The sequence below is a fragment of the Pseudomonas sp. LRF_L74 genome, assembly GCF_965644255.1.
Lineage (GTDB): Bacteria > Pseudomonadota > Gammaproteobacteria > Pseudomonadales > Pseudomonadaceae > Aquipseudomonas.
This window is the reverse complement of record NZ_CBFFRH010000004.1, coordinates 326,979-352,112: the sequence shown is the minus strand read 5'-3', so window position 1 is coordinate 352,112 and position 25,134 is coordinate 326,979. Positions and strand designations below refer to the sequence as shown.

25 protein-coding genes are annotated in these 25,134 nt (G+C 64.0%); 11 read left to right on the top strand and 14 right to left on the bottom strand.

The window, feature by feature from the left end:
• Positions 1-9: 9 nt before the first annotated feature.
• From ACSZPK_RS12970 to ACSZPK_RS12925, 10 genes are read right to left on the bottom strand one after another with little or no spacing between them, the layout of a single operon-like run.
• Entirely contained in the window at positions 10-435 is a 426-nt protein-coding gene (locus ACSZPK_RS12970) for an acyl-CoA thioesterase (RefSeq protein ID WP_437881880.1), read from the bottom strand.
• A gap of 35 nt (positions 436-470) precedes the next feature.
• Positions 471-2,000, bottom strand: a complete 1,530-nt coding sequence (locus ACSZPK_RS12965; RefSeq protein ID WP_437881879.1) for an HAL/PAL/TAL family ammonia-lyase — start codon at positions 1,998-2,000, stop codon at positions 471-473.
• Positions 1,993-2,928: an LpxL/LpxP family acyltransferase gene (locus tag ACSZPK_RS12960; protein WP_437881878.1), complete on the bottom strand. Its 936-nt coding sequence runs from the start codon at positions 2,926-2,928 to the stop codon at positions 1,993-1,995. Before ACSZPK_RS12960 ends, ACSZPK_RS12965 begins: the two co-directional genes overlap by 8 nt.
• On the bottom strand, positions 2,925-3,659 hold the full coding sequence (locus ACSZPK_RS12955) for a glycosyltransferase family 2 protein (protein ID WP_437881877.1): 735 nt from the start codon (positions 3,657-3,659) through the stop codon (positions 2,925-2,927). Before ACSZPK_RS12955 ends, ACSZPK_RS12960 begins: the two co-directional genes overlap by 4 nt.
• Positions 3,652-5,334: an AMP-binding protein gene (locus ACSZPK_RS12950; RefSeq protein WP_437881876.1), complete on the bottom strand. Its 1,683-nt coding sequence runs from the start codon at positions 5,332-5,334 to the stop codon at positions 3,652-3,654. Before ACSZPK_RS12950 ends, ACSZPK_RS12955 begins: the two co-directional genes overlap by 8 nt.
• Positions 5,331-5,876, bottom strand: a complete 546-nt coding sequence (locus ACSZPK_RS12945) for a hypothetical protein (protein ID WP_437881875.1) — start codon at positions 5,874-5,876, stop codon at positions 5,331-5,333. Before ACSZPK_RS12945 ends, ACSZPK_RS12950 begins: the two co-directional genes overlap by 4 nt.
• A gap of 3 nt (positions 5,877-5,879) precedes the next feature.
• Positions 5,880-6,140, bottom strand: coding sequence for an acyl carrier protein (locus tag ACSZPK_RS12940; protein WP_437881874.1), 261 nt, complete (start codon positions 6,138-6,140; stop codon positions 5,880-5,882).
• 12 nt (positions 6,141-6,152) lie between these two features.
• Entirely contained in the window at positions 6,153-6,413 is a 261-nt protein-coding gene (locus ACSZPK_RS12935) for a phosphopantetheine-binding protein (protein WP_437881873.1), read from the bottom strand.
• Complete coding sequence (locus ACSZPK_RS12930) at positions 6,388-7,200, bottom strand: lysophospholipid acyltransferase family protein (RefSeq protein WP_437881872.1); 813 nt, start codon at positions 7,198-7,200, stop codon at positions 6,388-6,390. The genes ACSZPK_RS12935 and ACSZPK_RS12930 overlap by 26 nt, the downstream gene beginning before the upstream one ends.
• Positions 7,176-7,889, bottom strand: coding sequence for a beta-ketoacyl synthase chain length factor (locus tag ACSZPK_RS12925; RefSeq protein WP_437881871.1), 714 nt, complete (start codon positions 7,887-7,889; stop codon positions 7,176-7,178). Before ACSZPK_RS12925 ends, ACSZPK_RS12930 begins: the two co-directional genes overlap by 25 nt.
• 249 nt (positions 7,890-8,138) lie before the next feature.
• Here ACSZPK_RS12925 and ACSZPK_RS12920 point away from each other — a divergent pair, with 249 nt between their 5' ends.
• Complete coding sequence (locus tag ACSZPK_RS12920; protein ID WP_437881870.1) at positions 8,139-8,903, top strand: ParA family protein; 765 nt, start codon at positions 8,139-8,141, stop codon at positions 8,901-8,903.
• 77 nt (positions 8,904-8,980) lie between these two features.
• Here ACSZPK_RS12920 and ACSZPK_RS12915 read toward each other — a convergent pair whose 3' ends face one another.
• Both ACSZPK_RS12915 and trxC read right to left on the bottom strand, forming a co-directional pair.
• On the bottom strand, positions 8,981-9,778 hold the full coding sequence (locus ACSZPK_RS12915) for a universal stress protein (RefSeq protein WP_437881869.1): 798 nt from the start codon (positions 9,776-9,778) through the stop codon (positions 8,981-8,983).
• Between the two features lie 267 nt (positions 9,779-10,045).
• On the bottom strand, positions 10,046-10,480 hold the full coding sequence (trxC, locus tag ACSZPK_RS12910; RefSeq protein ID WP_437881868.1) for a thioredoxin TrxC: 435 nt from the start codon (positions 10,478-10,480) through the stop codon (positions 10,046-10,048).
• Between the two features lie 359 nt (positions 10,481-10,839).
• Here trxC and ACSZPK_RS12905 point away from each other — a divergent pair, with 359 nt between their 5' ends.
• Positions 10,840-12,141 carry a hypothetical protein gene (locus tag ACSZPK_RS12905; RefSeq protein ID WP_437881867.1) on the top strand — a complete coding sequence of 434 codons (1,302 nt, stop codon included), beginning with the start codon at positions 10,840-10,842 and terminating at the stop codon, positions 12,139-12,141.
• A gap of 228 nt (positions 12,142-12,369) precedes the next feature.
• Positions 12,370-13,821: an alpha/beta hydrolase gene (locus tag ACSZPK_RS12900; protein ID WP_437881866.1), complete on the top strand. Its 1,452-nt coding sequence runs from the start codon at positions 12,370-12,372 to the stop codon at positions 13,819-13,821.
• Positions 13,822-13,944: 123 nt separating this feature from the next.
• Here the strand turns inward: ACSZPK_RS12900 and ACSZPK_RS12895 are convergent, their stop codons facing one another.
• Together ACSZPK_RS12895 and ACSZPK_RS12890 are read right to left on the bottom strand one after the other, a co-directional pair.
• Entirely contained in the window at positions 13,945-14,616 is a 672-nt protein-coding gene (locus tag ACSZPK_RS12895; RefSeq protein ID WP_437881865.1) for a phosphotransferase, read from the bottom strand.
• The gene (locus tag ACSZPK_RS12890) at positions 14,613-15,716 is read right to left on the bottom strand and encodes an O-antigen ligase family protein (RefSeq protein ID WP_437881864.1); all 1,104 of its coding nucleotides are present in this window, start codon (positions 15,714-15,716) and stop codon (positions 14,613-14,615) included. Before ACSZPK_RS12890 ends, ACSZPK_RS12895 begins: the two co-directional genes overlap by 4 nt.
• A gap of 199 nt (positions 15,717-15,915) precedes the next feature.
• Between ACSZPK_RS12890 and msbA the strand changes: the two genes are divergently transcribed.
• From msbA to zapE, 8 genes are all read left to right on the top strand, one after another.
• On the top strand, positions 15,916-17,715 hold the full coding sequence (gene msbA / locus ACSZPK_RS12885) for a lipid A export permease/ATP-binding protein MsbA (RefSeq protein WP_437881863.1): 1,800 nt from the start codon (positions 15,916-15,918) through the stop codon (positions 17,713-17,715).
• The gene (locus ACSZPK_RS12880) at positions 17,715-18,611 is read left to right on the top strand and encodes a GNAT family N-acetyltransferase (RefSeq protein ID WP_437881862.1); all 897 of its coding nucleotides are present in this window, start codon (positions 17,715-17,717) and stop codon (positions 18,609-18,611) included. Before msbA ends, ACSZPK_RS12880 begins: the two co-directional genes overlap by 1 nt.
• Positions 18,612-18,614: 3 nt before the next feature.
• Positions 18,615-20,039 (top strand): PIG-L deacetylase family protein, encoded by a 1,425-nt coding sequence (locus ACSZPK_RS12875; RefSeq protein WP_437881861.1) that lies wholly within the window; start codon positions 18,615-18,617, stop codon positions 20,037-20,039.
• Positions 20,040-20,116: 77 nt separating this feature from the next.
• Entirely contained in the window at positions 20,117-21,538 is a 1,422-nt protein-coding gene (gene hldE, locus ACSZPK_RS12870) for a bifunctional D-glycero-beta-D-manno-heptose-7-phosphate kinase/D-glycero-beta-D-manno-heptose 1-phosphate adenylyltransferase HldE (protein ID WP_437881860.1), read from the top strand.
• A gap of 93 nt (positions 21,539-21,631) precedes the next feature.
• Positions 21,632-22,564, top strand: coding sequence for a pca operon transcription factor PcaQ (gene pcaQ, locus ACSZPK_RS12865; RefSeq protein WP_437881859.1), 933 nt, complete (start codon positions 21,632-21,634; stop codon positions 22,562-22,564).
• Between the two features lie 141 nt (positions 22,565-22,705).
• Positions 22,706-23,425, top strand: a complete 720-nt coding sequence (pcaH, locus tag ACSZPK_RS12860) for a protocatechuate 3,4-dioxygenase subunit beta (RefSeq protein ID WP_437881858.1) — start codon at positions 22,706-22,708, stop codon at positions 23,423-23,425.
• A gap of 12 nt (positions 23,426-23,437) precedes the next feature.
• A complete protein-coding gene (gene pcaG / locus ACSZPK_RS12855; protein ID WP_437881857.1) occupies positions 23,438-24,043 on the top strand; it encodes a protocatechuate 3,4-dioxygenase subunit alpha in 606 nt (201 codons plus the stop codon).
• Positions 24,033-25,130: a cell division protein ZapE gene (gene zapE / locus ACSZPK_RS12850; RefSeq protein WP_437881856.1), complete on the top strand. Its 1,098-nt coding sequence runs from the start codon at positions 24,033-24,035 to the stop codon at positions 25,128-25,130. Before pcaG ends, zapE begins: the two co-directional genes overlap by 11 nt.
• Positions 25,131-25,134 lie beyond the last annotated feature (4 nt).

Genomic DNA, 25,134 nt, shown 5'->3' with positions numbered 1-25,134 from the left:
ACGAGCGTTTCACGGCAGGAACCTCTGCACGATGTCGGTGAATACCTTGGGCGAAGCGAACTGCATTTCCCGGCTGGCGATTGCCACGGCGACCTGCACGCTGCTGCCGCGGGTCATGCGTTCGCCGCTGCTGGCATCGCTGATCAGGTAGTTGATCTTGAGGCGGTTTTCCCACTCGACCAGATCGGCGCGCACGCGGATACGCTGGCCGAACTGCGCGGCCCGGACATAGCGTAATTGCAGGTCGATCACCGGCCAGGCATAGCCACTGTCACGCATCTGCGCGTAGTTGTGGCCGAGCTTGTCGAGCAGGGCGCAGCGGGCCTGCTCGAAATACTTGACGTAGTGGCCGTGCCAGACGATTTCCATCATGTCGACGTCGAAGAACGGCACGAGGATTTCGATCTCGGCGTGGACGATGCCTTGGCTACGCATGGCAGGAGGGCTCCGTGGCGCTTTTCAGCAATGCCTCAAACATACAGTGTCCAGTGCTGCGCCCGAATCCGCTCCAGGCACAGGCGCAGCTCGCGCTCCAGGGCACGGTCTTCGATCACCGGCGGGAAGTCTGCAGCCAGTTGCTCGCGCATCGCCGCCAGTGGCGCCGGGATGTCGCGCTTGCCGGCGCGTTCGCGCAGCCACACGCCCTGGTTGGCGGCGATCAGGGTGGCGGCGGCGACCTGCTCGGTCAGTTCCAGGCTGCGCAGGGCGTCGCGGGCGGCGATGGTGCCCATGCTCACCTTGTCCTGGTTGTGGCACTCGGTGGAGCGCGAGAACACGCTGGCCGGCAGGGTGTTCTTCAGCGCTTCGGCGGTCCAGGCGCTGGCGCCGATCTGCACGGCCTTGAAGCCATGGTTGATCATCGCCGTCGCGGCCGGGGCGCCGGAGAGGTTGCTCGGCAGGCCGTGGTTGTAGCGGCTGTCGACCAACAGCGCGAGCTGGCGGTCGAGCAGGTCGGCGACGTTGCCGACCAGGTTCTTCAGGCTGTCCATGGCGAAGGCGATATGCCCGCCGTAGAAGTGACCGCCGTGCAGGGTGCGTTCGGTTTCGGCGTCGAACAGCGGGTTGTCGTTGGCGCTGTTCAGTTCGGTCTCGATGAACTGGCGCAGCAGGCCCAGGCTGTCGGCCAGTACGCCGAGCACGTGCGGCGCGCAGCGGATCGAGTAGCGGTCCTGCAGGCGGTGCAGCGGCGGCAGTGGCGCTTCGACGGCCAGGTCCTGGCGAATCCAGGCGGCGACCTGGGTCTGCCCCGGATGCGGCTTGGCGGCGAACAGGCGCTCGTCGAAATGCTCCGGGTTGCCTTCCAGGGCGACCACGTTGAGCGCGGTGATGCGCGTCGCCAGTTTCAGCAGGTAGTCGGCGCGCGAGTAGGCCAGGCAGGCCAGGGCGGTCATCACCGCGGTGCCGTTCATCAGCGCCAGGGCTTCTTTCGGGCGCAGGGTCAGCGGCGTCCAGCCGAGTTCCTCATGCACCTCGGCGGCACTGCGACGCTCGCCCTTGTACAGCACGTCGCGCTCGCCGCTGAGCGTGGCGGCGACGTAGGACAGCGGGGTCAGGTCGCCGCTGGCGCCGACCGAGCCTTCTTCCGGGATCAGCGGCAGTACGTCGTGGTCGATGAACGCCTGGAGGCGTTCCAGCAGTTCCACGCGCACGCCGGAAACGCCATGGCACAGCGACTGCAAGCGGGCGGCCAGCACGGCCCGGGTGCTCGGTGCGTCGAGCAACTTGCCCAGGCCACAGCCGTGGAAGGTGAACAGGTGCCTGGGCAGCGCCTCGACCTGATGCAGCGGCACGGCGACCACGCAGGAGTCGCCATAACCGGTGGTGACGCCGTAGATCACGCCTTCCTTGTCCAGCAGGGTATCGAGGAAGCGCGCGCCCTTGGCGATCTTCTCGCGGTAGGCCGCGTCATTCTGCAGGCTGGCGCTGGCAGCGCGCCGGGACAGCGCCACGACCTGCTCGATGCTGAGGTGGGCTTCGCCAAAAACGATGGAGTCAGTCATGTCGATTCCAGAACGGATAGAAGTTGAACCATTGCAGGGGAGCGTCCAGGCAACGTTGGCCCAGGCGTTCGGCGTACTGTCGAATCCAGTGCTCGATCACCGCCTCGCGATTGTTGCGCTTCCATTCGACGCGTTCGGTGAACGCTTCGAGGATCACGTGATAGCGGCCGTCGATCTTCAGGCAATTGAGCAGGTTGACCGGGCATTGCAGCAGGCCGGCGAGCAACCAGGGGCCTTGCGGGAATGCCGCCGGGTGACCGAGGAAGTCCACGCGGCTGCTGCGTACGCCGCGCAGAGGCACGCGGTCGCCGGCGATGGCCAGCCACTCGCCACGGTCCAGGCGCTGGGACAATTGCAGCATGATCGCCGCGTCCAGTTCGCTGACCTGGATCAGGCGCATGTGGGTGGCGCCGGACTCGCCGAGCAGGCGGTTGAACTGCTCGGCATGCTTGGTATGCACCAGCACGTTCATCTGCACGTGCTTGCCCATCTCGGCGAGGGCGCGGCAGACCTCGAGGTTGCCCAGGTGCGCGCCGACCACCATCTGCCCGCGTGCCTGGCTGCGGATCTGCCCGCGCAGGTCCTGCGGGTCCTCAAGGATGATGTGTTGCAGGCCGATCCTGCCGTTCCACACGTCGAGCTTGTCGAGCAGGGTGTCGGCGAAACTCATGAACTGGCGAAACACCCGGCGCCGGCTCGGCGCCAGTTCGGGCCGGCCGCTCCAGGTCGCCAGGTTGCGCTGGTACTCGTGGATGCTGCGCCGCGCCCGCGCGCCGAAGATAAAGAAGTACAGGACGATGCCGTACAGCAGCGGGCTGAGCAGGCGGCGGCCAAGCAGGCGCGCGGCCACGGCGGTGAACTTCATCAGCAAGTAGCTGCCGCGTTCGCCCTGGGCGGCCCAGTGGCTGGTGCTGCCGCGTTCGTTCATCCACGACCTCGGCGCCAGAGGATCAGCGGCGAGCGCACGAGCATGCCGAAGAACAGCTTGGCGTGCATCTTCGAGATCAGCGCGTTGTCGTGGAACAGGCGGAAATGCGACAGGCCATCGAGCGGGTAGTGCACCTGGGTCGGCAGCCACTGCATCGGTTGGTTGCGCCAGGCCAGGCGCACGAGGATTTCCGGGTCGAAGTCCATGCGCCTGCCGAGCCGGGTCGTATCGATCAACGCCACCGTGGCCGGCAGCGGGTAGACGCGGAAACCGCACATGGCATCGCGGATGTGCAGCGACAGGCTGTTGATCCAGACCCAGACGTGGGTCAGGTAGCGGGCGTACAGGCGGCTTTTCGGCACGCTCTCGTCGTACTGTGGATAACCGCAGACCAGCGCCTGTGGATACTGCCGCGAGGTGGCCAGGAAGGTCTCGACGTCGTGCAGGTCGTGCTGGCCATCGGCATCCACTTGCAGGGCGTGGCTGAAGCCCAGGCGCAGGGCCTCGCGCAACCCGGCCATGACTGCGCCGCCCTTGCCCTGGTTGACGGGCAGGCGCACCAGGTACACGTCCTCGCGCTCGGCGAGCTGATCGATGACCCTGGCGCAGGCGGCCGTCGAGGCATCGTCGACCAGCACGCAGGGCAGCCCGCTGGCGCGCAAGGCGTCGACCACCACGGGCAGCGCGTGCTCGTGGTTGTACACCGGGATCACCGCGCAGGGCCTATGCATCGGCCGCTGCTGCACTCAGCAGGATGCGCCCGGAGGAGCAGGCTTGCTCGCCGTTGCGGTAGGCGAAGTAGAGCTTGCCTTTTTCCGCATCGAAACGCAGCGAGACCTGCAGGCGGTCGCCAGGGCGTACCAGTTGCTGGAACTTCAGCACTTCCATGCCGCTGAAGCGCGGCGGCAGGTCGGGAATCAGCTCGCCCGCCAGTTGCTGGGCCCAGCCGACCTGGACCACGCCCGGCAGCACGGGCGTCTGCGGGAAGTGGCCGGTGAAGTGGGCGAGGTCCAGCGGCACCTCAAGCTCGAACAGCCACTCGCCATTGTCTTGCCGGCGCGGGTCGAGCGGTTCGGCGCGGGTTGGCCGTTCGGCCTGGATCAGGCTGTCCACCGTGGCTTGCGCCAGCTTGCCCTGGGCGTTGTAGGGCAACTGCTTGAGCAGGCGCCAGCGGCGCGGCAGGGCGATCGCCTCGCATTGGCCGGCCAGGTGCGCGCGCAGGGCTTTGGTGACGGTACGCCGGCCCTGGTTGCGCAGCGCATGCAGGCCCGCCGGGCTCAGGGCGACCAGGGCGCCGAGGAAGGCACGACCTTGCTCGACCATGCCCAGGCGCGCATCGTCGACCCAGGTATGGCTGACCAAGGCCTGTTCCAGAGCGGGCAGGGCGATGCGCTTTTCCTCCAGCTTGACGATGCGGTCGAGGCGGCCGCGCAGGATGAAACGGCCGTCGGCGTCGATCTGCGCGGCATCGGCGGTCTGCTCGACATGGCCGCTCGGCAGGTAGGGCGAAGTCAGGCGCAGCGCGCCTTCATCGTTGAGGCTCAGCCTGACGTCGGCGAACGGTTGCCAGTGCTCGCCGCCCTGGCGCCAGGCGATGCCGCCGGTTTCCGAGCTGCCGTAGATTTCTGTCGGCAATTGGCCAAGCCGTTCATGCAGGCGTTCGGTGGCTTCTGCTGGCAAGGCGCCGCCCGAGGAAAATATCTGCCGTACCTGGGACAAGGCCGACCAGTCGAGGTTGTCGCCCATACGCTTGAGCAGGGCTGGGCTGGCGATCCAGGCAAAGCTGCCGGTGATGCTGAGTTCGAGGCTTTCGCGCTGCAGGTCTTCCGGGAACGGCAGGGCGCGGCGCACGAAGGGCCGGCCGGCAGACAAGGGCCACAACACGCGGAACAGCAGGCCGTAGATGTGTTGCGCGGCGACGCTGCCGAGGATCAGGCTGTCATCCAGAGCCTCGCCCCAGAGGTTCTCCAGTGCCTGCACTTCATTGGCCAACTGGCGCAGGCTCTTGCCGATCAGCTTGGCCGCGCCGCTGGAGCCGGACGTGCTCAGGGTCAGGCGGCAGGCATCGAGGTCGAGGACGGCGGGCGTCAGCGGCTCGCCGTCGAAGCCATTCAGGTCATCGAGCCATAGCTGGCAATGCTCGGCCAGGCGCTTGCGCGTCTGCGCCTGGGCATCGGCCGGCAGCAACACTTCGACGCCCGCGCGCCAGGCGCCGAGCAAGGCGATCGCCAGCTCGGCGGTGTCTTCCAGGTGCAGCGCGACCCGCTCGATGCCGCGTGCCTTGAAGGCACCGGCGACCCGCAGTGCGCGTGCCTGCAACTGGCCGTGATCGAGCACCGGCTCTACCGCGACGACCCGCTCGGGACGGGCTTTTTCAAGGATGGCATCCAGGCCGATCCAGCTCATGCGTACCTCCGCACGCGTTGGCGCACCAGCCATTCGCCGGCGAACAACAGGCCGATCAGCACATAGGCGATCAGCCCCGTATAAAGGGTCCACCAGCTCAGCGGCGCCCACAGGTTGAGGGCGGTCACCACCAGGCCGTTGGCGAGAAAGAAGCCGACCCAGACCTGGGTCACGCGGCGTGTATAGCGCACGCCTGCGTCGGACAGGTCGGGCTCGCTGAGGCGTGCCAGGCGCTCGACCAGCGGCGTGCCGAATTTCAGGCTGAGGCCGAACACGGCCAGTAGCATGGCGTTGAGCAGCACCGGATACCAGCGCAGCAGCGCCGGTTCGTCGACCAGTCCGAGAGTCAGGCAGAAGACCAGGGCCAGGCCCGCCATCCACAGGCTGCCGGGCTTGCGCCAGTCGCTCAGCGTGCGGGCGATCCACAGGCCACCCAGCAGCAGGGCGAACTGGCGGGGCGACAGGTGGCCGAGGCCGAAATACACGGCGAACGGGTAGAGCACGCCGGCCACCACCAGGATCAGTCCCAGCAGGCGCTTCATCGGTCAGGTCGGAGCGGGGGCGTTGACCACGCGGAACACGGCCTCGACCACGTCGTTGACGGTGCGCACGGCCTTGAAGTCCTCGGCGGAGATCTTCCTGCCAGTCTGGCGCTTGATGTGGTCGATCAGGTCGACGGCGTCGATGCTGTCGATCTCCAGGTCTTCGTAGAGATTGGCCTCGGGCTTGACGCGCTCGATGTCGAGTTCGAACAGTTCGACCAGAGCGCCTTGCAGGGTAGCGAAAATATCTTCACGGGTTTGCATGGAATGGCGTCCTCAGGCGGCCTGCTTGGAAGCGACGAATGCTGCCAGAGTGGCCACATTGGCGAAATGCTGGCGCGTGTCTTTCGACTCGGCATCGATCTTGATGCCGAAGCGCTTCTGAATCGCCAGGCCCAGTTCCAGGGCATCCACCGAGTCGAGGCCCAGGCCGTCGCCGAACAGGGTCAGGTCGTCGGCGATGTCCTCGGCGGTCATGTCTTCGAGGCCGAGGGAATCGATTATCAGGTTCTTAATGTCCAGGTGCAGATCGCTCATCTGTTGCGAGCTCCTTGATGAAGTGTTGATGCAGGTGTTCATTGAGTCGGCGCGAGGCAATGGGCAATGGCGCCTGCGCGGTGAATTGCCCGGGGTCGATATCCTCGCCGACCCGCAGGCGAAAGTGGAAGCGGCGCGACGGAATGCTGTACCAGGGTTCGGCCTTGGTCAGGGTGGTCGGTGTAACGCTGATCACGACCGGGGTCACCACCGTGGCGCCACGCACGGCGATGGCCGCGGCGCCACGGTGGAACTCGGGCGTCGTGCCCGGTTTAGTGCGCGTGCCTTCGGGAAACACGATCAGGGTCTGGCCACTTTCCAGGGCCTGGGCGGCTTCTTCGAGCATGTCGATGCTGCCGCTGTTGCTGATGTAGCCGGAGGCACGGATTGGCCCGCGCATGCAGGGATTGTCCCACAGGCTCTGCTTGACCACGCAGTTGCTGTCGCGGATGAAGGCGATCAGCACCACCACGTCGATCAGCGACGGGTGGTTGGCGATCACCAGTTGCCCGGGGCGCCCCAGGCGTTCGGCGCCCTCGACCTCATAGGTGAGCACGCCGCTGCGGTACATGAACTGCACGAACCAATGGAAGGTACGGCTGACCACCCGTCTGGCCCGGGTGCGGCGCACAAGGGCGTCGCCGGGCATCAGGGACAGCAGGGGAAACACCACCAGGCGCAGCAATACGCCGCCCGCGCCGAACAGGCCGAAGCTCAGCGCGGTTGCGATCAGGCGCCACCAGTAGGGCGCACTGTGATTGCTCAGGCCTTGTGTGACCAGATCCATTGACGGCTTTTCCAGTGGTGGTACAGGACACTCTGCTCACCGCAGAGCGCGCGGACCAGATTGAGTGCGTGTGGCCACTCGGCGCGTTGGCCGGTGGCGGTGCCCAGCTCCAGGTGCCAGTCGCTGCCAGGGGTCAGCAGCAGCGCCAGCGCATAGGGAAACGGCACGTCATCGATGAACGGTGCGTAGAGCGCCGGCGGGGTTTCTTCGGCGATCACCAGCAACACCCGTGGCGCGCCCTCGCCGAGCAGCGTGGCGGCTTCGAGCATACCTTGTTCCAGGCCGTCGAACTCGCCGGCGATGGCGGTCATCTCGCTGGTGTCGCCACGCTGGATCGACCACAGGCCGATGATGGCGTTGTGCACCGAGAGGCTGAACTGGGTCGGCGACAGCGGTTCGTCGCGGGCCAGGTCTTCGAGGATCGCCAGGGTACGCGGCGTCTCGCCATGGCGGCTGACGAACACCAGGGGCATCGGCGGGTTGGCTTCGGCGATCGGCCAGGCGACCTGGAAAGTCATGCGTGCCAGGCGGCTGAGGCGGCGGCGCTGCATGGCCGGAAGGAAGCTGACATCAGGCTGCTGGCCCTGGTCGGCAATGGCGGCGGGTGAACGGCTCCAGGCGCTCCAGTCGTCCGTGCCATCCCGCTCAGGAGCCCAGGCGCGCCATGTTTCGATATTGAAATGTATCACGTGGCAACCTTCGGGCTTCCTTGTCGACTGCTACGCCCCAGTCGATGGGGCCATGGCGAGGAGCGAGCATTATCCAGACCCGATGTGGTGTGCGCAAATCTTGACACAAATACCCGTACGGCAGGCCTTGCACATCGGAGCTATTGACGCACCGCGCCCGGCCTGCTTTGCCCTGGTTTTCGCCAGTCGATGTCGAATGCCTCTCCCTGTCGTACACTCCTTCGACATTTTCGGATCGGGGGGTGTGACATGCGACGTGTGGTGTTCAACCAGAAAGGCGGGGTCGGCAAGTCCAGCATCGCCTGCAACCTGGCGGCGGTCAGCGCGTCTCAGGGTTACCGGACCCTGCTGATCGACCTGGATGCCCAGGCCAACTCATCCCACTACCTGACCGGCCTGACCGGCGAAGACATTCCGCTCGGTATCGCCGAGTTCTTTCGCCAGACCCTGGCCAGCCCGTCGTTCCGCAAGGGCAAGGTGGACATCTACGAGACGCCCTACGACAACCTGCACGTGATCACCGCTACCGCCGACCTTGCCGACCTGCAGCCCAAGCTCGAGCAGAAGCACAAGATCAACAAACTGCGCAAACTGCTCGACGAGCTTGCCGAGGATTACGAGCGCATCTACCTGGATACGCCGCCAGCATTGAACTTCTATACGGTCTCGGCCTTGATCGCCGCGGATCGCGTGCTGATTCCCTTCGACTGCGACAGTTTCTCGCGCAATGCCCTGTACGGCCTGCTGCGCGAGATCGAGGAGTTGAAGGAGGACCACAACGAGGGGCTGGAAGTCGAGGGTATCGTGGTCAACCAGTTCCAGCCGCGCGCGACCCTGCCGCAGCAGTTGCTCGACGAACTGGTCGCCGAGGGCCTGCCGGTATTGCCGGTCAACCTGATGAGCTCGGTGCGCATGCGCGAGTCGCACCAGGCCTGCGTGCCGCTGATCTTCTTCGACCGCAGCCACAAGCTGACCCAGCAATTCGTCGAGTTGCACGATCTGCTGGAAGCCTGAGGACAACTGCACGCTTCAGGCGGCAAGCAAGGGCCCGCTTGCCAGGTCTCTGCTTTTACTGGCAGCTTGCCGCTGCCCTAGCGTACGACGAATACGTCGCACGGCGCCTTGTGCAGGAAATGCTGGGCGAGGCTGCCGAGCAGCGCCTGGGACAGCGCGCTGCGGCCGTGGCAGCCGAGCACCAGCAACTCGGCGTCGCGCTGGCTGATGCTCTCCTGCAGGCCACGGGCGATACCGCTGCCGCTCTGGATCTCGTAGGTCAGGGTCGGGCTGCCACTGGGCCAGTTGCGGCTTTCATCTTCGATCAACTGGTCGATCAGGGCGTGTTGGGTCTGCAATTGGCTTTCTTCGCTGCCCAGGTCTTTCAAGGCTTCGAATACGTGCAGCGCATGCAGCGTGGCCTCGACCGGCAGCAGCTCGCAGGCGCGATGTACGGCGGTGCAGGCGCACAGCGAGAAGTCCAGGGCGGCGACCGCGCGGCGATACGGCTGGTCGTTGTCGCGGGAGACCAGCAGCAGCGGCACGCTGCACAGGCGGGCGATGCGGTCGAGGCTGGTGCCGGAGAACTGTTCATGGCGCTGCTGCTGGGCGCCGAGCACCAGCAGGTCGGCGCCCAGTGCCTGCACCTGCTCCAAGACCACGTCGGCGGGCTTGCCATGGGCCAGGCGCAGCTCGCTGCCGGCTGGTGCATGGCGGGTCAGGGCCTTGTCGAGCGTCTGGTGGGCTTCGTCTTCCTGGGCCCGGCTGAGGTTGCTGGCGAAGACGTGAAGCAGGGTCAGCCGGGCGTCGTGCTGGCGCGCGAGCTGGGCGGCGCGGCGCAGGGCAAGATCGGCGCTGCTGCGCAGATCATGGGCAATAAGGATGTGGCGGATCATTGTTATGTCCCCTCTGCGCATGGGCATCCTGCACGGCACGATGCCGATACCGGGGTTTTATGCTGACCCCTTTAGATAGACCGCCTTTTGACTTGCGGCAAGGCCGCACGTCCCAGACGGTGTGAAAACTACTGCGCTCGGTCATGCGGCGTTAAAAAACAGCTCAAAATGCTCATTTACAACGCGTAAACTGCGCTTTTTCGCCGTTTTTTGCCTTGCTTGACCTTCGCTCGCTACGTTTTCACACGGTCTGGTCCGTACCTGTTTTCATACATCGTGGATGCGCAGCCACTCCAGTAGCCGAGGCAGTGGCAGGGCGCCGCTCTGGCGTGCGACTTCCTCGCCATCGCGGAACAGGATGAGGCTGGGGATCGAGCGAATGCCCAACTGCGTGGCAAGCCCCCGATTGGCTTCGCTGTCCAGCTTGGCCAGGCGGCAGCGCCCGTGAAGGTGCGCGGCGGCTTGCTGGAACACCGGGGCGAACGCCCGGCATGGACCGCACCACTCGGCCCAGACATCCACCAGCAGCGGCAGGCCGCCCTTGATCTGCTGGGCGAAGCTCGCCTGGTTCAGCTCGAATGGCGTGCGCGACAGCAACTCGTGCTTGCAGCGCCCGCAGTGCGGGGCATCGCCCAGGCGTTCATGGGCAATGCGATTGAGCCCGGCGCAACTCGGGCAGGGAATCAGCAGGGGATCGGTCATGGCAGGCTCCTCGTGATCCCCAGCAGATGGTGGCGTGCCGGGGGCAAAACAAGGTCCGGGAGCCAAGGCACCTGCGGCTGCCGGCTGAACGGAGGTCGCCATTCGATTGTTCAGTTTCAGGCGAGCGCTTTATTATCGGAAATGCTAGGACTTCGGCGACGTACAAGAACAGGTGTCCATGAGCGTGTAGGCCTTGTCCTTGGGTTTGGCCTACCTGCCCACAGAGTTCTCCAAAGCCAGAGCGGCATCGACTGGCGCATGAAAATGCCAGGATGTAATCCTCTATGCGCTCTAGCACTAATTTAGGTTTGATGTAAAATGATAGGGTTTATGAAACGATTGACGCTAGAGCGCCGATAATGAAAGTCACAACCCATGGAAGAGCAATCTCTGCGACAATCATAGCGTGCTCGATAATAACGGCAGCATGTTTTACGATGCTGTTTTCTTCAGCCGAAAACTCACTTGCAGTTCTTGTCCTTCCGCTCGCATCGCTCGTTACGATACGCCTGTTGAAAAGAAAGTCTTGGATATCTTTCGCATTTCTTGCGATCAATACCTTGTTCGCTTTGATTGTGTTCTTGAAGATGTTTGCGGCCGGCTATGAGGCCGATGCTTGGCGAGCGGACTTCTATGATGAGAAAAGCGCCAAAACCGCATTTCTCCTTACGCTTTGCTTTCTGTTTGTGGCAAGTCTGTCTCTATTTGTGTTTTCTAGAGCGCAGTGCGAGCTAAAGATATTCTCATCAGATAGGGTTGGCGCACGTAACATATTCTCGCTGTGCGGCATAGCGCTGCTATTGGCCTTCCTGTTGATTGACTATAAGTATCTGCCTTTAGGAAAGTTTGCCTATGGTCCGCTAGCATCCGGAATTCCGTTCCTGGAACTCGCAACAATCCTTGCCTATATCACTATTCTTGATTTCAAAAACATCTCATCAAGCATTGTAGGAAAGGCGTTCGTGTTGCTGCTTTTTTTCTGCATGGCAAGCATTTTTTTATTTGGATTTCGGGGTGTGGTTCTTGGCTGCTTGATTGTCTTCGTATGTAAAATTTCCGAATACAAAAAAGTCAAGGTTTCCCCTCTCGCCATATACGGCGTTCTGGCATTTAGCGCATTTGTCGTAATCGGCGTGGTTCGATCAGAGCTTTCCATGAATTACGCAAATATCATGGGCATGCTTGGCAAGCATGAGGAAAACGAGTTTTATACTCTGCTTCTGTCCGTCGCGAACCCTGACATTCTAGAGAAGAATAGTTACCTTGGTTCTATTGGCAGGTTGGTAGGGCTAGGAGGCGCAACAGTTAGTTCTACGTTTGCAATGGACATTTTGCCTGACGAAGTGACGTCTGTAGGTGCCAACATGGGGATGTACTTCATGTCTGAGGCGTTTCTGAATTTTGGATTTGTCGGGTCACTAGTCTTCGCTGCCGTTGTGTGTTTTGCGATTTCCTTGATTGAGGCCATGTCTTCTAGATCAGTGTTCGCTAGATGCGCCGCCATAATGTTGCTGGCTCAGTCTTACACGTTGGCGTACTACGGATCGTCGAACTTTGTATCGATGGCAATCCAGGGCGGGATCATCATTTATCTCTACTCTGTGTACTCCCGCATTCGCTTCTACAAGGCTTCAGGTCAGACGACTCAAGATGCAGCGTGAGTGCAGTGCGCCTGCTTCCCGGCAGTCGCGCAATTATTAAAGGGCGGTTACGACAAGCGCGCCGACACAGTCGTTGGCCTTGATCCAGTTACGCCAAGGTTCGGCTGCAATCGCCCTCTGTAACCGAAGCGCGACGACCCGCGTAAGTTCGCCGATGGGAGGTTATGCCATGAGGCGGCCCAGCCGCGAATGCCGTTATGATCGACGCTTCGTGACGAGGAGGGCGTAATGACGGGATTGCTGAAAGTTGGGTCGCTGGTCGTGGCGGTGGTCGCCGCGACCTTCTTTGCCGTGCGTGTCTACGATGCCCAGGGCAAGCCGGACCTGCAGCCATGGCACACCTTCGTCCCCCACGAGCTCAGTGTCGCGCAACTGGATGGCGCCGACTGGCCGCGCTATCTGCAGGCCGAGCAGGCACTGTTCGACGCGTTGCCCGCCGAGGTCTATGCCCATGTCAACGAGGCGGAGCGGATACCAGGCAACCGCTACTTCGAGGGCAGCCCGAGCAATCCACTCAAGTTGAGCCATGACTGGAATCGCTCCTACCTGCTCGAACCGCCGGGCGTGCCACGCGGCGCCGTGGTATTGCTGCATGGCCTGACCGACTCGCCCTACAGCCTGCGCCATATCGCCAGGGCCTATCAGGATGCCGGTTTCCTGGTGATCGGCCTGCGCCTGCCAGGCCACGGCACGGTCCCCGGCAGTCTCACCAATGTCAAATGGCAGCAGTGGCTGGCGGCCACGCGCCTGGCGATTCGCGAGGCGCGGCGGCGTGTGCCGGACGGGTTGCCGCTGCACCTGGTGGGCTACTCGGCGGGCGGCGGCTTGGCGCTCAAGTACAGCCTGGACGCTCTCGGCGATCCGAGCCTGCCCCGGGCCAGCCACCTGACCCTGATTTCGCCGATGATCGGCGTTACCAGCTATGCCCGTTTCGCCGGGCTGGCCGGCCTGCCGGCGATCTTCCCGGCCTTCGCCAAGGCGGCGTGGATGGATGTGCTGCCCGAGTACAACCCGTTCAAGTACAACTCCTTCCCGCTCAACGCCGCCCGGCAGTCCTACCTGCTCACCAGCGAGTTGCAGGCGCAACTGGCCCGCGATGCCGAGGCCGGCAGGTTGGCGCAGTTGCCGCCGCTGCAAACCTTCCAGTCCCTGGTGGACTACACGGTCAGTACCCCGGCGGTGATCGAGGCGTTGTACGCCCACCTGCCGGACAATGGCAGCGAGTTGGTGCTGTTCGACCTCAACCGTTCCTTGGGCTTCGAGGCGCTGCTCGGTGCGGGTTCCCGCTCGCCTGCGGCGCTGCTGCCGACGCCGCCGCGTCGCTATCGCAGCATCGTGGTCGGCAACGCCTCGCTCGCCAGCGAACAGGGTGTCGCCCGGGTGACCGAGGCGGGCAGCGATGACGAGCAGGTCGTGCCGCTGGACCAGGCCTTCCCGCACGAAGTGTTTTCCCTTTCCCACGTCGCCCTGCCGTTTCCCATGAGCGATTCGCTCTATGGCTTGCATCCGGATGAACGGGAGCGTTTCGGCGTGCAGCTTGGCGCGTTGTCGGTACGTGGCGAACGGGGGGTACTGCTGGTCAACATGGAGGCGTTGCAGCGGGTCACGGCCAACCCGTTCTTTCCCTATCTGCTGCAACGCCTGCAAGCGCATGGGCATCTGCAGCCCGGGCAGCCATGAAGAATAACGCTGAACTGCTGGTGGCCGGCGCCGAGAGAGCGGTGGAACGGGTGGCATTGCCGGTCGATGAGAATCACGCCGTGTTCGTGATCTCGCCGACGCGCCGCAGGCGTGGGCGGGTTTTCAAGAGGCCTGGCGCTTTCTGTTTATCGTTTCCAGTTTGTGCCCGATGAGCTTGCCGGCGGCACTGCCGCTTCCTGCGGTATAACCGCGCAACCAGGCTGTGCGGTGTTCGTCGAGCAGCCAGCCGCTATCTTCCCGGTAACGCAGGATGTGCTTGAGATTGCGGCTCCGCTTGAAGCGGTTGAGCGGGCCTTTGTCGATCCTCATGTCCGACAGATCGATCAATCCAAGACGGCCATCCGGCAGGTGGAGCACGTTACCGAGATGCAGCGAGCGAAAATACACGCCTGATTCATGCAGGCCCGCCAGGAATCGCCCGAACGCCTCGACTTCCCTTTCACGAACGCTTGCCTCCAGCGTTCGCCAACGGTTGCGCAGGGTTTCGCCCGGCAATGGTTGGTAGCGCACGCCATTCAGGTGCAACTCGCCGATCAGCAATAGATCGAGAATCTCCGGGGCGGCTATGCCCAGGCGTGTCAGATGCGCGGCGTTGTCTGCGAAACGCCTGGCCGGTGGCGACCACAGGGCCGAGGAGATCAGGCGCTTGCGCCGGTAGAGCTTGAGGAAGCTGCCATCGCCGAGGCGAGCGACCTTGAGACCCAGGCCATCGGCCTCGATGGTCGTCGAACCGTCGAGCAACGCCTGCAATTGCGCCGCATTGATCGGCGTCATGATGCCGCCTTGTCGTGGCGAATTGTCAGGGCGACCAGCAATGCCAGCGGAATCCAGATCAGAAACCAGCTTTCGTTGGGGCGAGCCAGGTAGTTGCTGCCCTCGGTCAGGCCGGCCCCCAGCCCATAGATGACCAGGGCCGAGGCGACCTGCACCGGCTGCTGCTGGCGATCGCCAATGCAACGCAGGAACGCCGCGAGGTAGAGCATTGCCCACAAGGCCAGGCCGACCAGGCCAAGCTCGAGCAAGACGCGCAGTTCGACGTTGTGCGGGTCTCTGAGTGGGTAGGGGAGTTCGGCGATCTTGAGCAGGAAGTCACTGCCGTAGCCATAGCCCAGCCAGAGGTGCTGGCCTGCCTGGCGCAGCGCCTCGCTCCAGAGTTGGGGGCGGAACGAGACGCCGCGTTGCAGCAGGAGGTCCGGCAGCAGCAACAGGCTTGCTGCGACACCGGCCAGCATGACCGCGTTCAGCAGGCAGGCTCGCCGCGGGGCGTGCCAGAGCATGAATACACAGACGGCTGCGAGGCCGACCAGCGGGGTGCGCGACCCGGTGGCGACGAGAGCGGCGAACAAGGGGAGCGCGAGTACGATGGGTAGCCAATCGTGTTTTTCGCCACGGGTCAGCCAGGTGGCCAGCCAAAAGGTACAGAAGAAACCGAGGACATGAGAGGTGAGTAGCGGATTGCTGAAGGCACCGGTACCTATCAGGCGTTCCTGCGGTTCGCTCAGCAGCAGGAACTGCACCAGGCAGGCGAGCGCGCCGAGCGAGCCGGCCATCGAGCCCAGTCGTACTGTCTGCCAGAGTCGCGGCGTCGGGCGTTGGGCGAGAAAGGCGCAGCCGACGAACAGGGCCAGCACGTAGAACGGTCGCTTCGCCAGGCTGCCAGGGGCGTCGTCGCTGCCTGTCCAGCACAGGCTGGCCAGCAACCATGCGCAAAACAGCAGGAACAGGACGATGGCGGGCTGGCGCAGCAGATTGGCGAACGCCTGCGGCGCGACAAACAGGCTGAGTAGTGCCGGCAAGGCGATGAACGCGTAATAGAGCTTGGTGTATTGGCTGCCCCCCGTGCTCCAGAACAATCCGCAAAGCAGGACCAGCATACCCGCCATGATCCAGTATTCGAGTATCAGGGCTGACCGGGAAGCGGCCGCTTGCCGAGTGAAAATGGAGGGTTGGGTAGCTTGCACGTGGCGGCCTTTATGGTTTTTCCAGGGGCGGCATCTTAAAGCATTGGCCGCTAAGTGGAAGCCTTGCCTGTGCTAAGCTCTGCGCCTTTTCTGCCACCATCAGACCGAGCGAATGACGACCGATAAGCAACCGTCCAGCCTGAAAATCTACCTGCGCCTGCTGGGGTACGTGCGCCCCTACATCGGCTTGTTCGTCATCAGCATCGTCGGCTTTCTGATCTTCTCTTCGACCCAGCCGATGTTCGGCTACATCCTCAAGTACTTCGTCGACGGCTTGTCCGACCCGAGCGCGCCACTGTTTCCCGACGTGCCCTGGCTTGCGCATCTGCACCTGGTCGAGGCGGTGCCGTTGCTGATCGTGATGATCGCCGTCTGGCAGGGCATCGGTTCGTATTTGGGCAACTACTTTCTGGCGCGGGTATCGCTCGGTCTGGTGCACGACCTGCGCGTGGCGTTGTTCAACAACCTGTTGACGCTGCCCAATCGTTATTTCGACGAGCACAACTCGGGGCACCTGATCTCGCGTATCACCTTCAACGTGACCATGGTCACCGGCGCCGCCACCGATGCGATCAAGGTGGTGATCCGCGAAGGCATGACGGTGATCTTCCTGTTCGGCACCCTGCTGTGGATGAACTGGAAGCTGACCCTGGTGATGGTCGCCATCCTGCCGCTGATCGCCCTGATGGTCAGCAGCGCCAGCCGCAAGTTCCGCAAGCAGAGCAAGAAGATCCAGGTGGCCATGGGCGATGTCACCCACGTGGCGTCGGAGACCATCCAGGGCTATCGGGTGGTGCGCAGTTTCGGTGGCGAGCCCTACGAACAGCGGCGCTTCCTCGAGGCCAGCGCTGGCAACACGCTCAAGCAGTTGCAGATGACCAAGACCTCGGCGGTCTACACGCCGATGCTGCAACTGGTGATTTACAGCGCCATGGCGGTGCTGATGTTCCTCGTGCTGTTCATGCGTGGCGATTCGTCGGCCGGCGAACTGGTCGCTTACATCACCATGGCCGGCCTGTTGCCGAAGCCGATCCGCCAGCTTTCCGAAGTCAGTTCGACCATTCAGCGCGGGGTGGCCGGTGCCGAGAGCATCTTCGAGCAGTTGGATGAGGCGCCGGAGACGGATTCTGGCGACGAGGTGCTGGAGCGGATATCCGGGCGCCTCGAAGTGCGTGACCTCAGCTTCACCTACAAGGGCGCCGAGAAGGCGGTACTCGAGGATATTTCCTTCGTTGCCGAGCCGGGGCAGATGGTCGCGCTGGTCGGGCGCTCAGGCAGCGGCAAGTCGACCCTGGCCAACCTGATCCCGCGTTTCTACCACCACGAAACCGGGCAGATTTTGCTCGATGGCCTGGAAATCCGCCGCTACAGCCTGCGCAACCTGCGTCGCCACATCGCCCTGGTGACCCAGCACGTCACCCTGTTCAACGATAGCGTACGCAACAACATCGCCTACGGCGACCTGGCCGGGGTGGCTCTCGACGAGGTACGTAGCGCGGCTCAGGCAGCCTACGCCGCAGAGTTCATCGACAAGCTGCCGCAGGGCTACGAGACCATGGTCGGCGAAAACGGCGTGCTGCTCTCCGGTGGCCAGCGCCAGCGCCTGGCGATTGCCCGTGCGCTGCTGAAGAATGCACCGTTGCTGATCCTCGACGAGGCGACTTCGGCGCTCGACACCGAGTCCGAGCGGCACATCCAGGCTGCCCTGGATGAGGTGATGAAAGGCCGCACGACCCTGGTCATCGCCCATCGCCTGAGCACCATCGAGAAAGCCGACCTGATCCTGGTGATGGATCAGGGACGTATCGTCGAGCGCGGCAGCCATGCCGAACTGCTGGCCCAGGGCGGACATTACGCCCGCTTGCATGCCCACCAGTTCAAGGATGAGGACAAGGCGGAGCCGGAGGCCTGATGCTCAGCCATCTGCGAGCCTGGCGCGAGCGGGGCTGGACGCCTGTCGACGGCAATACCTATGCCCAGGCCTGGCAGCGCTTCGGTGGCAGCGTCGTCACCCATCCCCAGGTCGTCGAGCGCCTGGCTGGCCTGGCCGGGGTGCCGGTGCGTTACCTGGGCTGGTTCGAGGGCGCAGAGCTGAAGGCGGCGCTGCCGGCCTGGGGGCGTCACCTGGCGTTGTCCAAGGCGGTATTGAAAGCCCGGGGCAAGCGTGCGCTGTTCGACCTGGGCAACGCGGAGGTCATCCTGCCGGTCGCGCCCGACGCGCGTATCCATCTGCGCCACCGTGCCGATTACCTGTCCCAACTGCATGCCGAGAACATTCCCGGCCTGCGTGAACAGGTCGAAGGCCTGGCGCTGGCGCGAGAGCCCGAGGCCTACGGCAAGAAGTTTCGCTACAACCAGCGTCGCGAGCAGCGCCTGCTGGAAGAGGCGGGTGGCGTTATCCGCCCGATGCTGTCGCTCGATGCCCGTGAGCAGGCGCGTATCTACACGCAACTGTTCGAGCGCCGCTGGGGCTTCGAGGTGCCAGGCAAGGCCCATCTGGCCGAAGTCTTCAGCCTGCTGCGCGAGTTCATGACCGGCTCGCTGATCTACCTCGGCGACGAACCGGTGGCGGTTCAGGTGCTGTACAGGGTCGAAGCGCCACAATGGGTCAGCCTGGAATACATCAATGGCGGGGTCGATCCGCAGAACCGTGCATTCAGCCCCGGCAGCGTACTCAGCTTCGTCAATACCCAGGAAGCCTGGGAGCAGGCACGGGCACAGGGCAAGCCGCTGCGTTATTCGTTCGGCAGGGCGGATCGCGAATACAAGGAACGATGGTGCAATCGGGTTGCGGTTTATCGGGTGTGAAACATGAACGGACGCAAGCAGGCGCTGCTCAAGCGTCATCGCCGCAACAAGCGGCTGACGATACTGATTCTGCTGGTGGTACTGATCGGCAGCATCGACACCTGGGTGGTCTGGTGGATGATTCCACCGCTTCTGCTGGTGTGCTGGATCGCCCATGAGGCCTGGTTCTCAGACCACCTGTTCTACTCGCCGAAAGACGATTACCAGTACGACTTCCCGGCGGATACGCGGCGCTATCCAGTGCGTATCGAGAAGGGCGTGCTGCAGGTGCCCGAAGGCTTCCAGCTCGCCGACACGCTGATTCTCGAAGTGCATCTGCGCGGGCGCCTGCTCGGACGTTTCATCGATCCCTACGTGCGGGTTGGCGATGACCGCCAGGATTTCGAGCGGGGCGTGCGCGGACGCCGCTACCTGAACCTTTCCGGCCAGGGCGAGGCGCTGCTGGTGGGCGCGCTGACGCTGTCCGGGCGCTTCTGCCGGCTGTCCGGCGAGGCGACCCTGTATGCGATGAGCAATCCCGACTATGCCGGGCAGCGCCTGATGATCCTCGCCCCGCATGCCGACGATGCCGAGCTGGCGGCGTTCGGTCTCTATCATCGTGCCGAGGACGTCAGCATCGTCACCCTGACCCAGGGCGAGATCGAAGCCGAGTCCTATCAGCGCCTGGGCCTGGACAAGGCCCAGGCCGCCTGCCTGAAGGGGCGGCTGCGGGCCTGGAACAGCATGGCTGTGCCGCTATGGGGCGGGGTTGCGCAGCAGCGTTGCGTGCAACTGGGATACTACTGCCTGCAACTGAGCTCGATGCTGGAAGCGCCCGAGCAAGGCTTCGGCTCGCGCGAGTCCGGTCAGTACGACATCCGCCCGGTGCGCCAGTACAACGATTTCAGCCTGCCTGGCGACCAGGATGGCGCGCCGACCTGGCGCAATCTGGTGGCCGACCTGGCGGCGCTGCTGGAGCGCTTTCGTCCCGAGGTGCTGGTCACCACCCACCCGGAGTTCGACCCGCACAGCGACCATATCGCCACCACCCAGGCCCTGCGTGAGGCGGTGGCTGCCAGCGCCTGGAAACCGTCCACGTTGCTGCTCTACGCCAACCACCTGAATGATAACGACCGCTGGCCGATGGGGCCGGCGGGCTATGGCATTGCCTTGCCGCCAGCCATCGAGCCGCTGCCTGGCGATCGCCTGTGGAGCCCTACCCTGAGTGTCGAGGCGCAATTGGACAAGGCCATGGCCCTGGGCATGCAACATGACCTGCTCGAACCGCTGTCGACCAAGAACCGCCTGCGTCGCCTGTTGCAGAGCATGCTGGCGGGCCGGCGCTGGCCGCAGACCGGCGAGAACGAGTTCTTCCGCAAGGCCGTGCGCCGCCATGAGCTGTTCTGGGTCCGGCCCATCGAGCAGGAGCCGCCGGGGGAACCTCTATAGTCACGCGCCAGTCAGGGGACGCTTTCCGGGCATGCTATGATCTGCGGCGTTTTCGCCGCCTTCCGGAGTCTGCCCTGATGAAGTTGTCCATGCCCCGTTACGACCGCGCCCCCGTTATGGTGGTGGGCGATGTCATGCTCGATCGCTACTGGCATGGCGGCACCTCACGCATCTCGCCGGAGGCGCCGGTGCCGGTGGTGCGGGTCGACCAGATCGAGGACCGTCCGGGCGGTGCCGCCAACGTCGCACTGAATATCGCCGCGCTGGGGGCGCCGGCATTGCTGGTCGGCGTGACCGGCGCGGATGAAGCCGCCGACAGCCTGAGCGCCAGCCTGGCCGCTGTTGGCGTGAAGTCGCGTTTCCAGCGCATCGCCGGGCAGCCGACCATCGTCAAGCTGCGGGTCATGAGTCGTCACCAGCAACTGTTGCGCATGGACTTCGAGGAGCTGTTCGACACCGATACGTCTGCCCTGGCCGCTGATGTCGAGCAGTTGCTCGACGAGGTCAAGGTGCTGGTGCTTTCCGACTACGGCAAGGGCGCGCTGAAGAACCACCAGGCGCTGATCCAGCTGGCCCGTGGCAAGGGCATCCCGGTGTTGGCCGATCCCAAGGGCAAGGATTTTTCCATCTATCGTGGCGCCAGCCTGATCACGCCGAACCTCAACGAGTTCGAGACCATCGTCGGCCGCTGCGTCGACGAGGCCGACCTGGTCGCCAAGGGCGCGCAACTGATGCGCGAGCTGGAACTGGGCGCGCTGCTGGTCACCCGTGGCGAACACGGCATGACCCTGCTGCGCGCCGAGCATCCGCCGTTGCACCTGCCTGCCCGCGCCCGTGAAGTGTTCGACGTGACCGGTGCCGGCGATACGGTGATCTCCACCCTGGCCGCGTCCATCGCCGCCGGCGAGGACCTGCCGCAGGCCGTGGCCCTGGCCAACCTGGCCGCGGGCATCGTGGTCGGCAAGCTGGGCACGGCGGCGATCAGCGCGCCAGAACTGCGTCGCGCGGTGCAGCGCGAGGAAGGTTCCGAGCGCGGCGTGCTGAGCCTGGAGCAACTGCTGGTGACGATCGAGGACGCCCGCGCCCACGGCGAGAAGATCGTCTTCACCAACGGCTGCTTCGACATTCTCCATGCCGGTCACGTGGCCTATCTGGAGCAGGCCCGCGCACAAGGCGACCGCCTGGTGCTGGCGGTCAATGACGATGCCTCGGTCGCCCGCCTCAAGGGGCCGGGCCGCCCGATCAACTCCGTTGACCGGCGCATGGCCGTCCTGGCGGGACTTGGCGCGGTGGACTGGGTCACCAGCTTCAGCGAAGACACCCCGGAAAACCTGCTGCGCGCGGTCAAGCCCGACGTGCTGGTCAAGGGCGGCGACTACGGCATCGACCAGGTGGTCGGTGCCGAGATCGTGCGTGCCTATGGCGGCGAAGTGCGGGTGCTGGGGTTGGTCGAGAACAGCTCGACCACGGCCATCGTCGAGAAGATTCGCCAGCAGTGATGAGCGAGGGGAAGCCCATTCGGCGCTTGCCTGGCGGCCAGCCTGCAAGCGATGCTCCCCACCCCGCAGCGACTGGCATCCCCCGAGGCCTGTGTGAATATCGACACCCGCATCAAGTACCGTCACCTGCTGTGCTTTCTCGAGGTCGTGCGCGAGGGTAGCCTGGCGCGGGCCGCCGAGCGCATGGCGGTGAGCCAGCCGGCGGTGTCGAAAACGCTCAAGGAACTCGAAGGCGTGCTCGAAGCCGTGCTGTTCGAGCGCGGCAAGCGTGGCGTGGTGCTGACCGAGGCCGGGCGGGCCTTCCTGCGTTATGCCGAACCCAGCGTGCAGGCGCTGCGCGAGGGGGTGCGTAGCCTGCGCTCCGGCGCTCACGAGGCCGGGCTGGTGAAGCTCGGCGTGTTGTCCACCGTGGAGAGTTCGCTGCTGCCGGAGGTGGTCAATCGCCTGCATGCGCAGCATGGCGCGCTGGTGGTCAGCGTGGTGACCGGGCCCAGCGCCTACCTGCTCGGCCAGTTACGTGGCGGGCAACTGGACCTGGTGGTCGGGCGCATGACCGACAGCCCGCAGATCGAGGGCCTGACCTTCGAGCACCTGTACAGCGAGTCGATGATGCTGGTGGTGCGTCCCGCTCATCCGCTGTTGCTCGACGAGCGCCACGACCGCTCGCGCCTGGGGGACTTTCCGGTGGTGCTGCCGCTGGCTGGCACGACGATCCGCCGCTACGCCGACAGCCTGTTCGTGCAGTTCGGCATTGGCCAGCCGCGCCAGCGCCTGGAGACCCTGTCGATCACCCTGAGCCGGCGCTACGTCATGGCCAGCGACGCGATCTGGATTGCCCCGCTGGATGCCGTGCAGCGCGAATTGGCCCAGGGCGAACTGGTCGAATTGCAGCTTGGACACAAGGAGCCCGGCGGTTCGGTGGGCATCTGCAGCAACCCGGCTTCACCGTTGCCGCTGGCTGCGCAGTGGTGCTGCGAGGTGCTGCGCGAGGTGGCGCTTACCTATCGGCAGTCGCTCGATGCATAACCATTTGGTTATGCATCGAGTCGTTCTTTTCAATTTTCACTGAGGTTCGCATCGGCGACACTCGCTTACCGGTTGGGGATAGCACTCGCTTGCCTGTCGAGACCACCAACCGCCTCATTACTAGAACAAGAGGAAAGCAGCATGTCTGATGCGGACCAGAGCCGTTTCGTCATCCGTGACCGAAACTGGCACCCGAAAGCCTTTACCCCCGACTACAAGACCTCCGTGCCGCGTTCGCCGCGCCAGGCGCTGGTGAGCATTCCGCAATCGATCTCGGAAACCACCGGCCCTGATTTCTCCCATCTGAAGATGGGCGAGCACGACAACGACCTGCTGCTCAACTTCAATACCGGCGCACTGCCGGTCGGCGAGCGCATCATCGTCTCCGGTCGCGTGATGGACCAGTTCGGCAAGCCGATCCCGCATACCCTGGTGGAAATGTGGCAAGCCAACGCCGGTGGCCGTTACCGCCACAAGAATGACCGTTACCTGGCGCCCATCGACCCCAACTTCGGGGGTGTCGGTCGCGCCCTGACCGACAGCGAAGGCAACTACATCTTCCGCACCATCAAGCCCGGCCCGTACCCGTGGCGCAATGGTCCGAACGACTGGCGTCCGGCGCACATCCACTTCTCGATCAGCGGCCCGTCGATCTCGACCAAGCTGATCACCCAGCTGTATTTCGAAGGCGACCCGCTGATCCCGCTGTGCCCGATCGTCAAGTCGATCGCCAACCCGGAAGCGGTGCAGACCCTGATCGCCAAGCTCGACATGGGCATGGCTAATCCGATGGATTGCCTGGCCTATCGCTTCGACATCGTCCTGCGCGGCCAGCGCAAGACCCACTTCGAAAACCGCTGAGGAGATCCGCACATGCCTACTCAACTGCTGCCGGAAACGCCTTCTCAGACCGCCGGCCCCTATGTTCATATCGGCCTGGCCCTGGAGGCTGCCGGTAACCCGCCACGGCCCCAGGAAATCTGGAGCGAACTGGCCAAGCCCGGTGCGCCCGGCGAGCATATCGTGCTGCTCGGTAACGTCTACGACGGCAATGGCCACCTGGTTCGCGACTCCTTCCTGGAGGTCTGGCAGGCCAACCATGAAGGCGTGTATGACAGCGCCTATGACCTGGAAAAGCCGTTCAACAGCTTCGGCCGTACCGCCACCACCTTCGATGCTGGCGAGTGGACGCTGAAGACCATCAAGCCCGGCGTGGTGAAGAATGCCGCTGGCGTGCCGATGGCGCCGCACATCAACGTGTCGCTGTTCGCCCGCGGGATCAACATCCATCTGCAGACGCGCATCTACTTCGAGGACGAGGCCGAGGCCAACAAGGTCGACCCCGTGCTCAACCTGATCGAGCAGCCACAACGTCGCGAAACGCTGGTCGCCAAGCGTTGCGAGGTTGACGGCAAGCTGGCTTACCGTTTCGATATCCGCATCCAGGGGGAGGGGGAAACGGTTTTCTTTGATTTCTAATACACCGGGTTCCGACGGAAACCACGACGCCGAATCCGCTGCGCAGCGGGTCCGGCGGCATTTCGACAATGTGCTGGAGGCTCGCGGCTACCGGGCCGATGCGGCACAGTTGGCAGCGCTCGAACAGTTGGGAGACTGGCTGGGTGAGCGCCTGCGTGGGCGAAAATCGCTGTTCCGGCGCACGCCCACGGGGATCTACCTGTGGGGCGGCGTGGGGCGCGGCAAGAGCTTCGTCATGGATGCGTTCTTCGCCGCCGCGCCGGTGGAAAAGAAGCGCCGGGTACATTTCCATGCGTTCTTGCAGGAGCTGCAGAAACGCATGCTGGGCTTCAGTGGCCAGCGCGATCCGCTGGTTCTGGTGGCCCAGGAGATCGCCCGCGAGGTGCAGTTGCTGTGCTTCGACGAATTCCACGTGCACGACATCGGTGACGCCATGCTGCTCGGGCGCTTGCTCAAGGTGCTGGTGGACGAGGACGTTTCCCTGGTCTGCACCTCCAACTACAGCCCGGACAAGCTCTGTCCCAATCCGCTGTACCGCGACCGCTTCAAACCCGCCATCGCCATGATTGAGAAACGCTTCGCGGTGATTTCCGTGGACGGCGGCGAGGATTATCGCCAGCGCGCCACCGAGCTGGAGGCCTGGGGCGTGTTCCATTGGCCGCAGCCGAGCGATGCGGCGGTCATTGCGCTACTCGAACTGAGCGAGCAGGCATGCTTTGACCAGGTGCTGGAGGTGAACCATCATCCGCTGCACCTGCGCGCCGAGGATGGCGAGCGAGCCTGGCTGGCGTTCGATGAACTGTTCGTCACGCCCCGTTCGGCCAGCGACTATCTATGGCTGATGGAGCGTTTCCCGCAGATGGCCGTCAGCGGCCTGGACCGCCTGGGCGACTATCCGCAGAGCATCAGCCAGCGTTTCCTGAATTTCGTCGATATCGCCTACGACCGTGGCCTGCACTTGCAATTGTTCTCCCGCGTGAGTCTGGAACAACTGGCCGAGGGCGGTAACGCAGTGGATTTCTACCGGACCCTGAGCCGCCTTCGCCAACTCAAGGCACACCCTCTCACCAACGGCCTGGAGGCCTGATCGT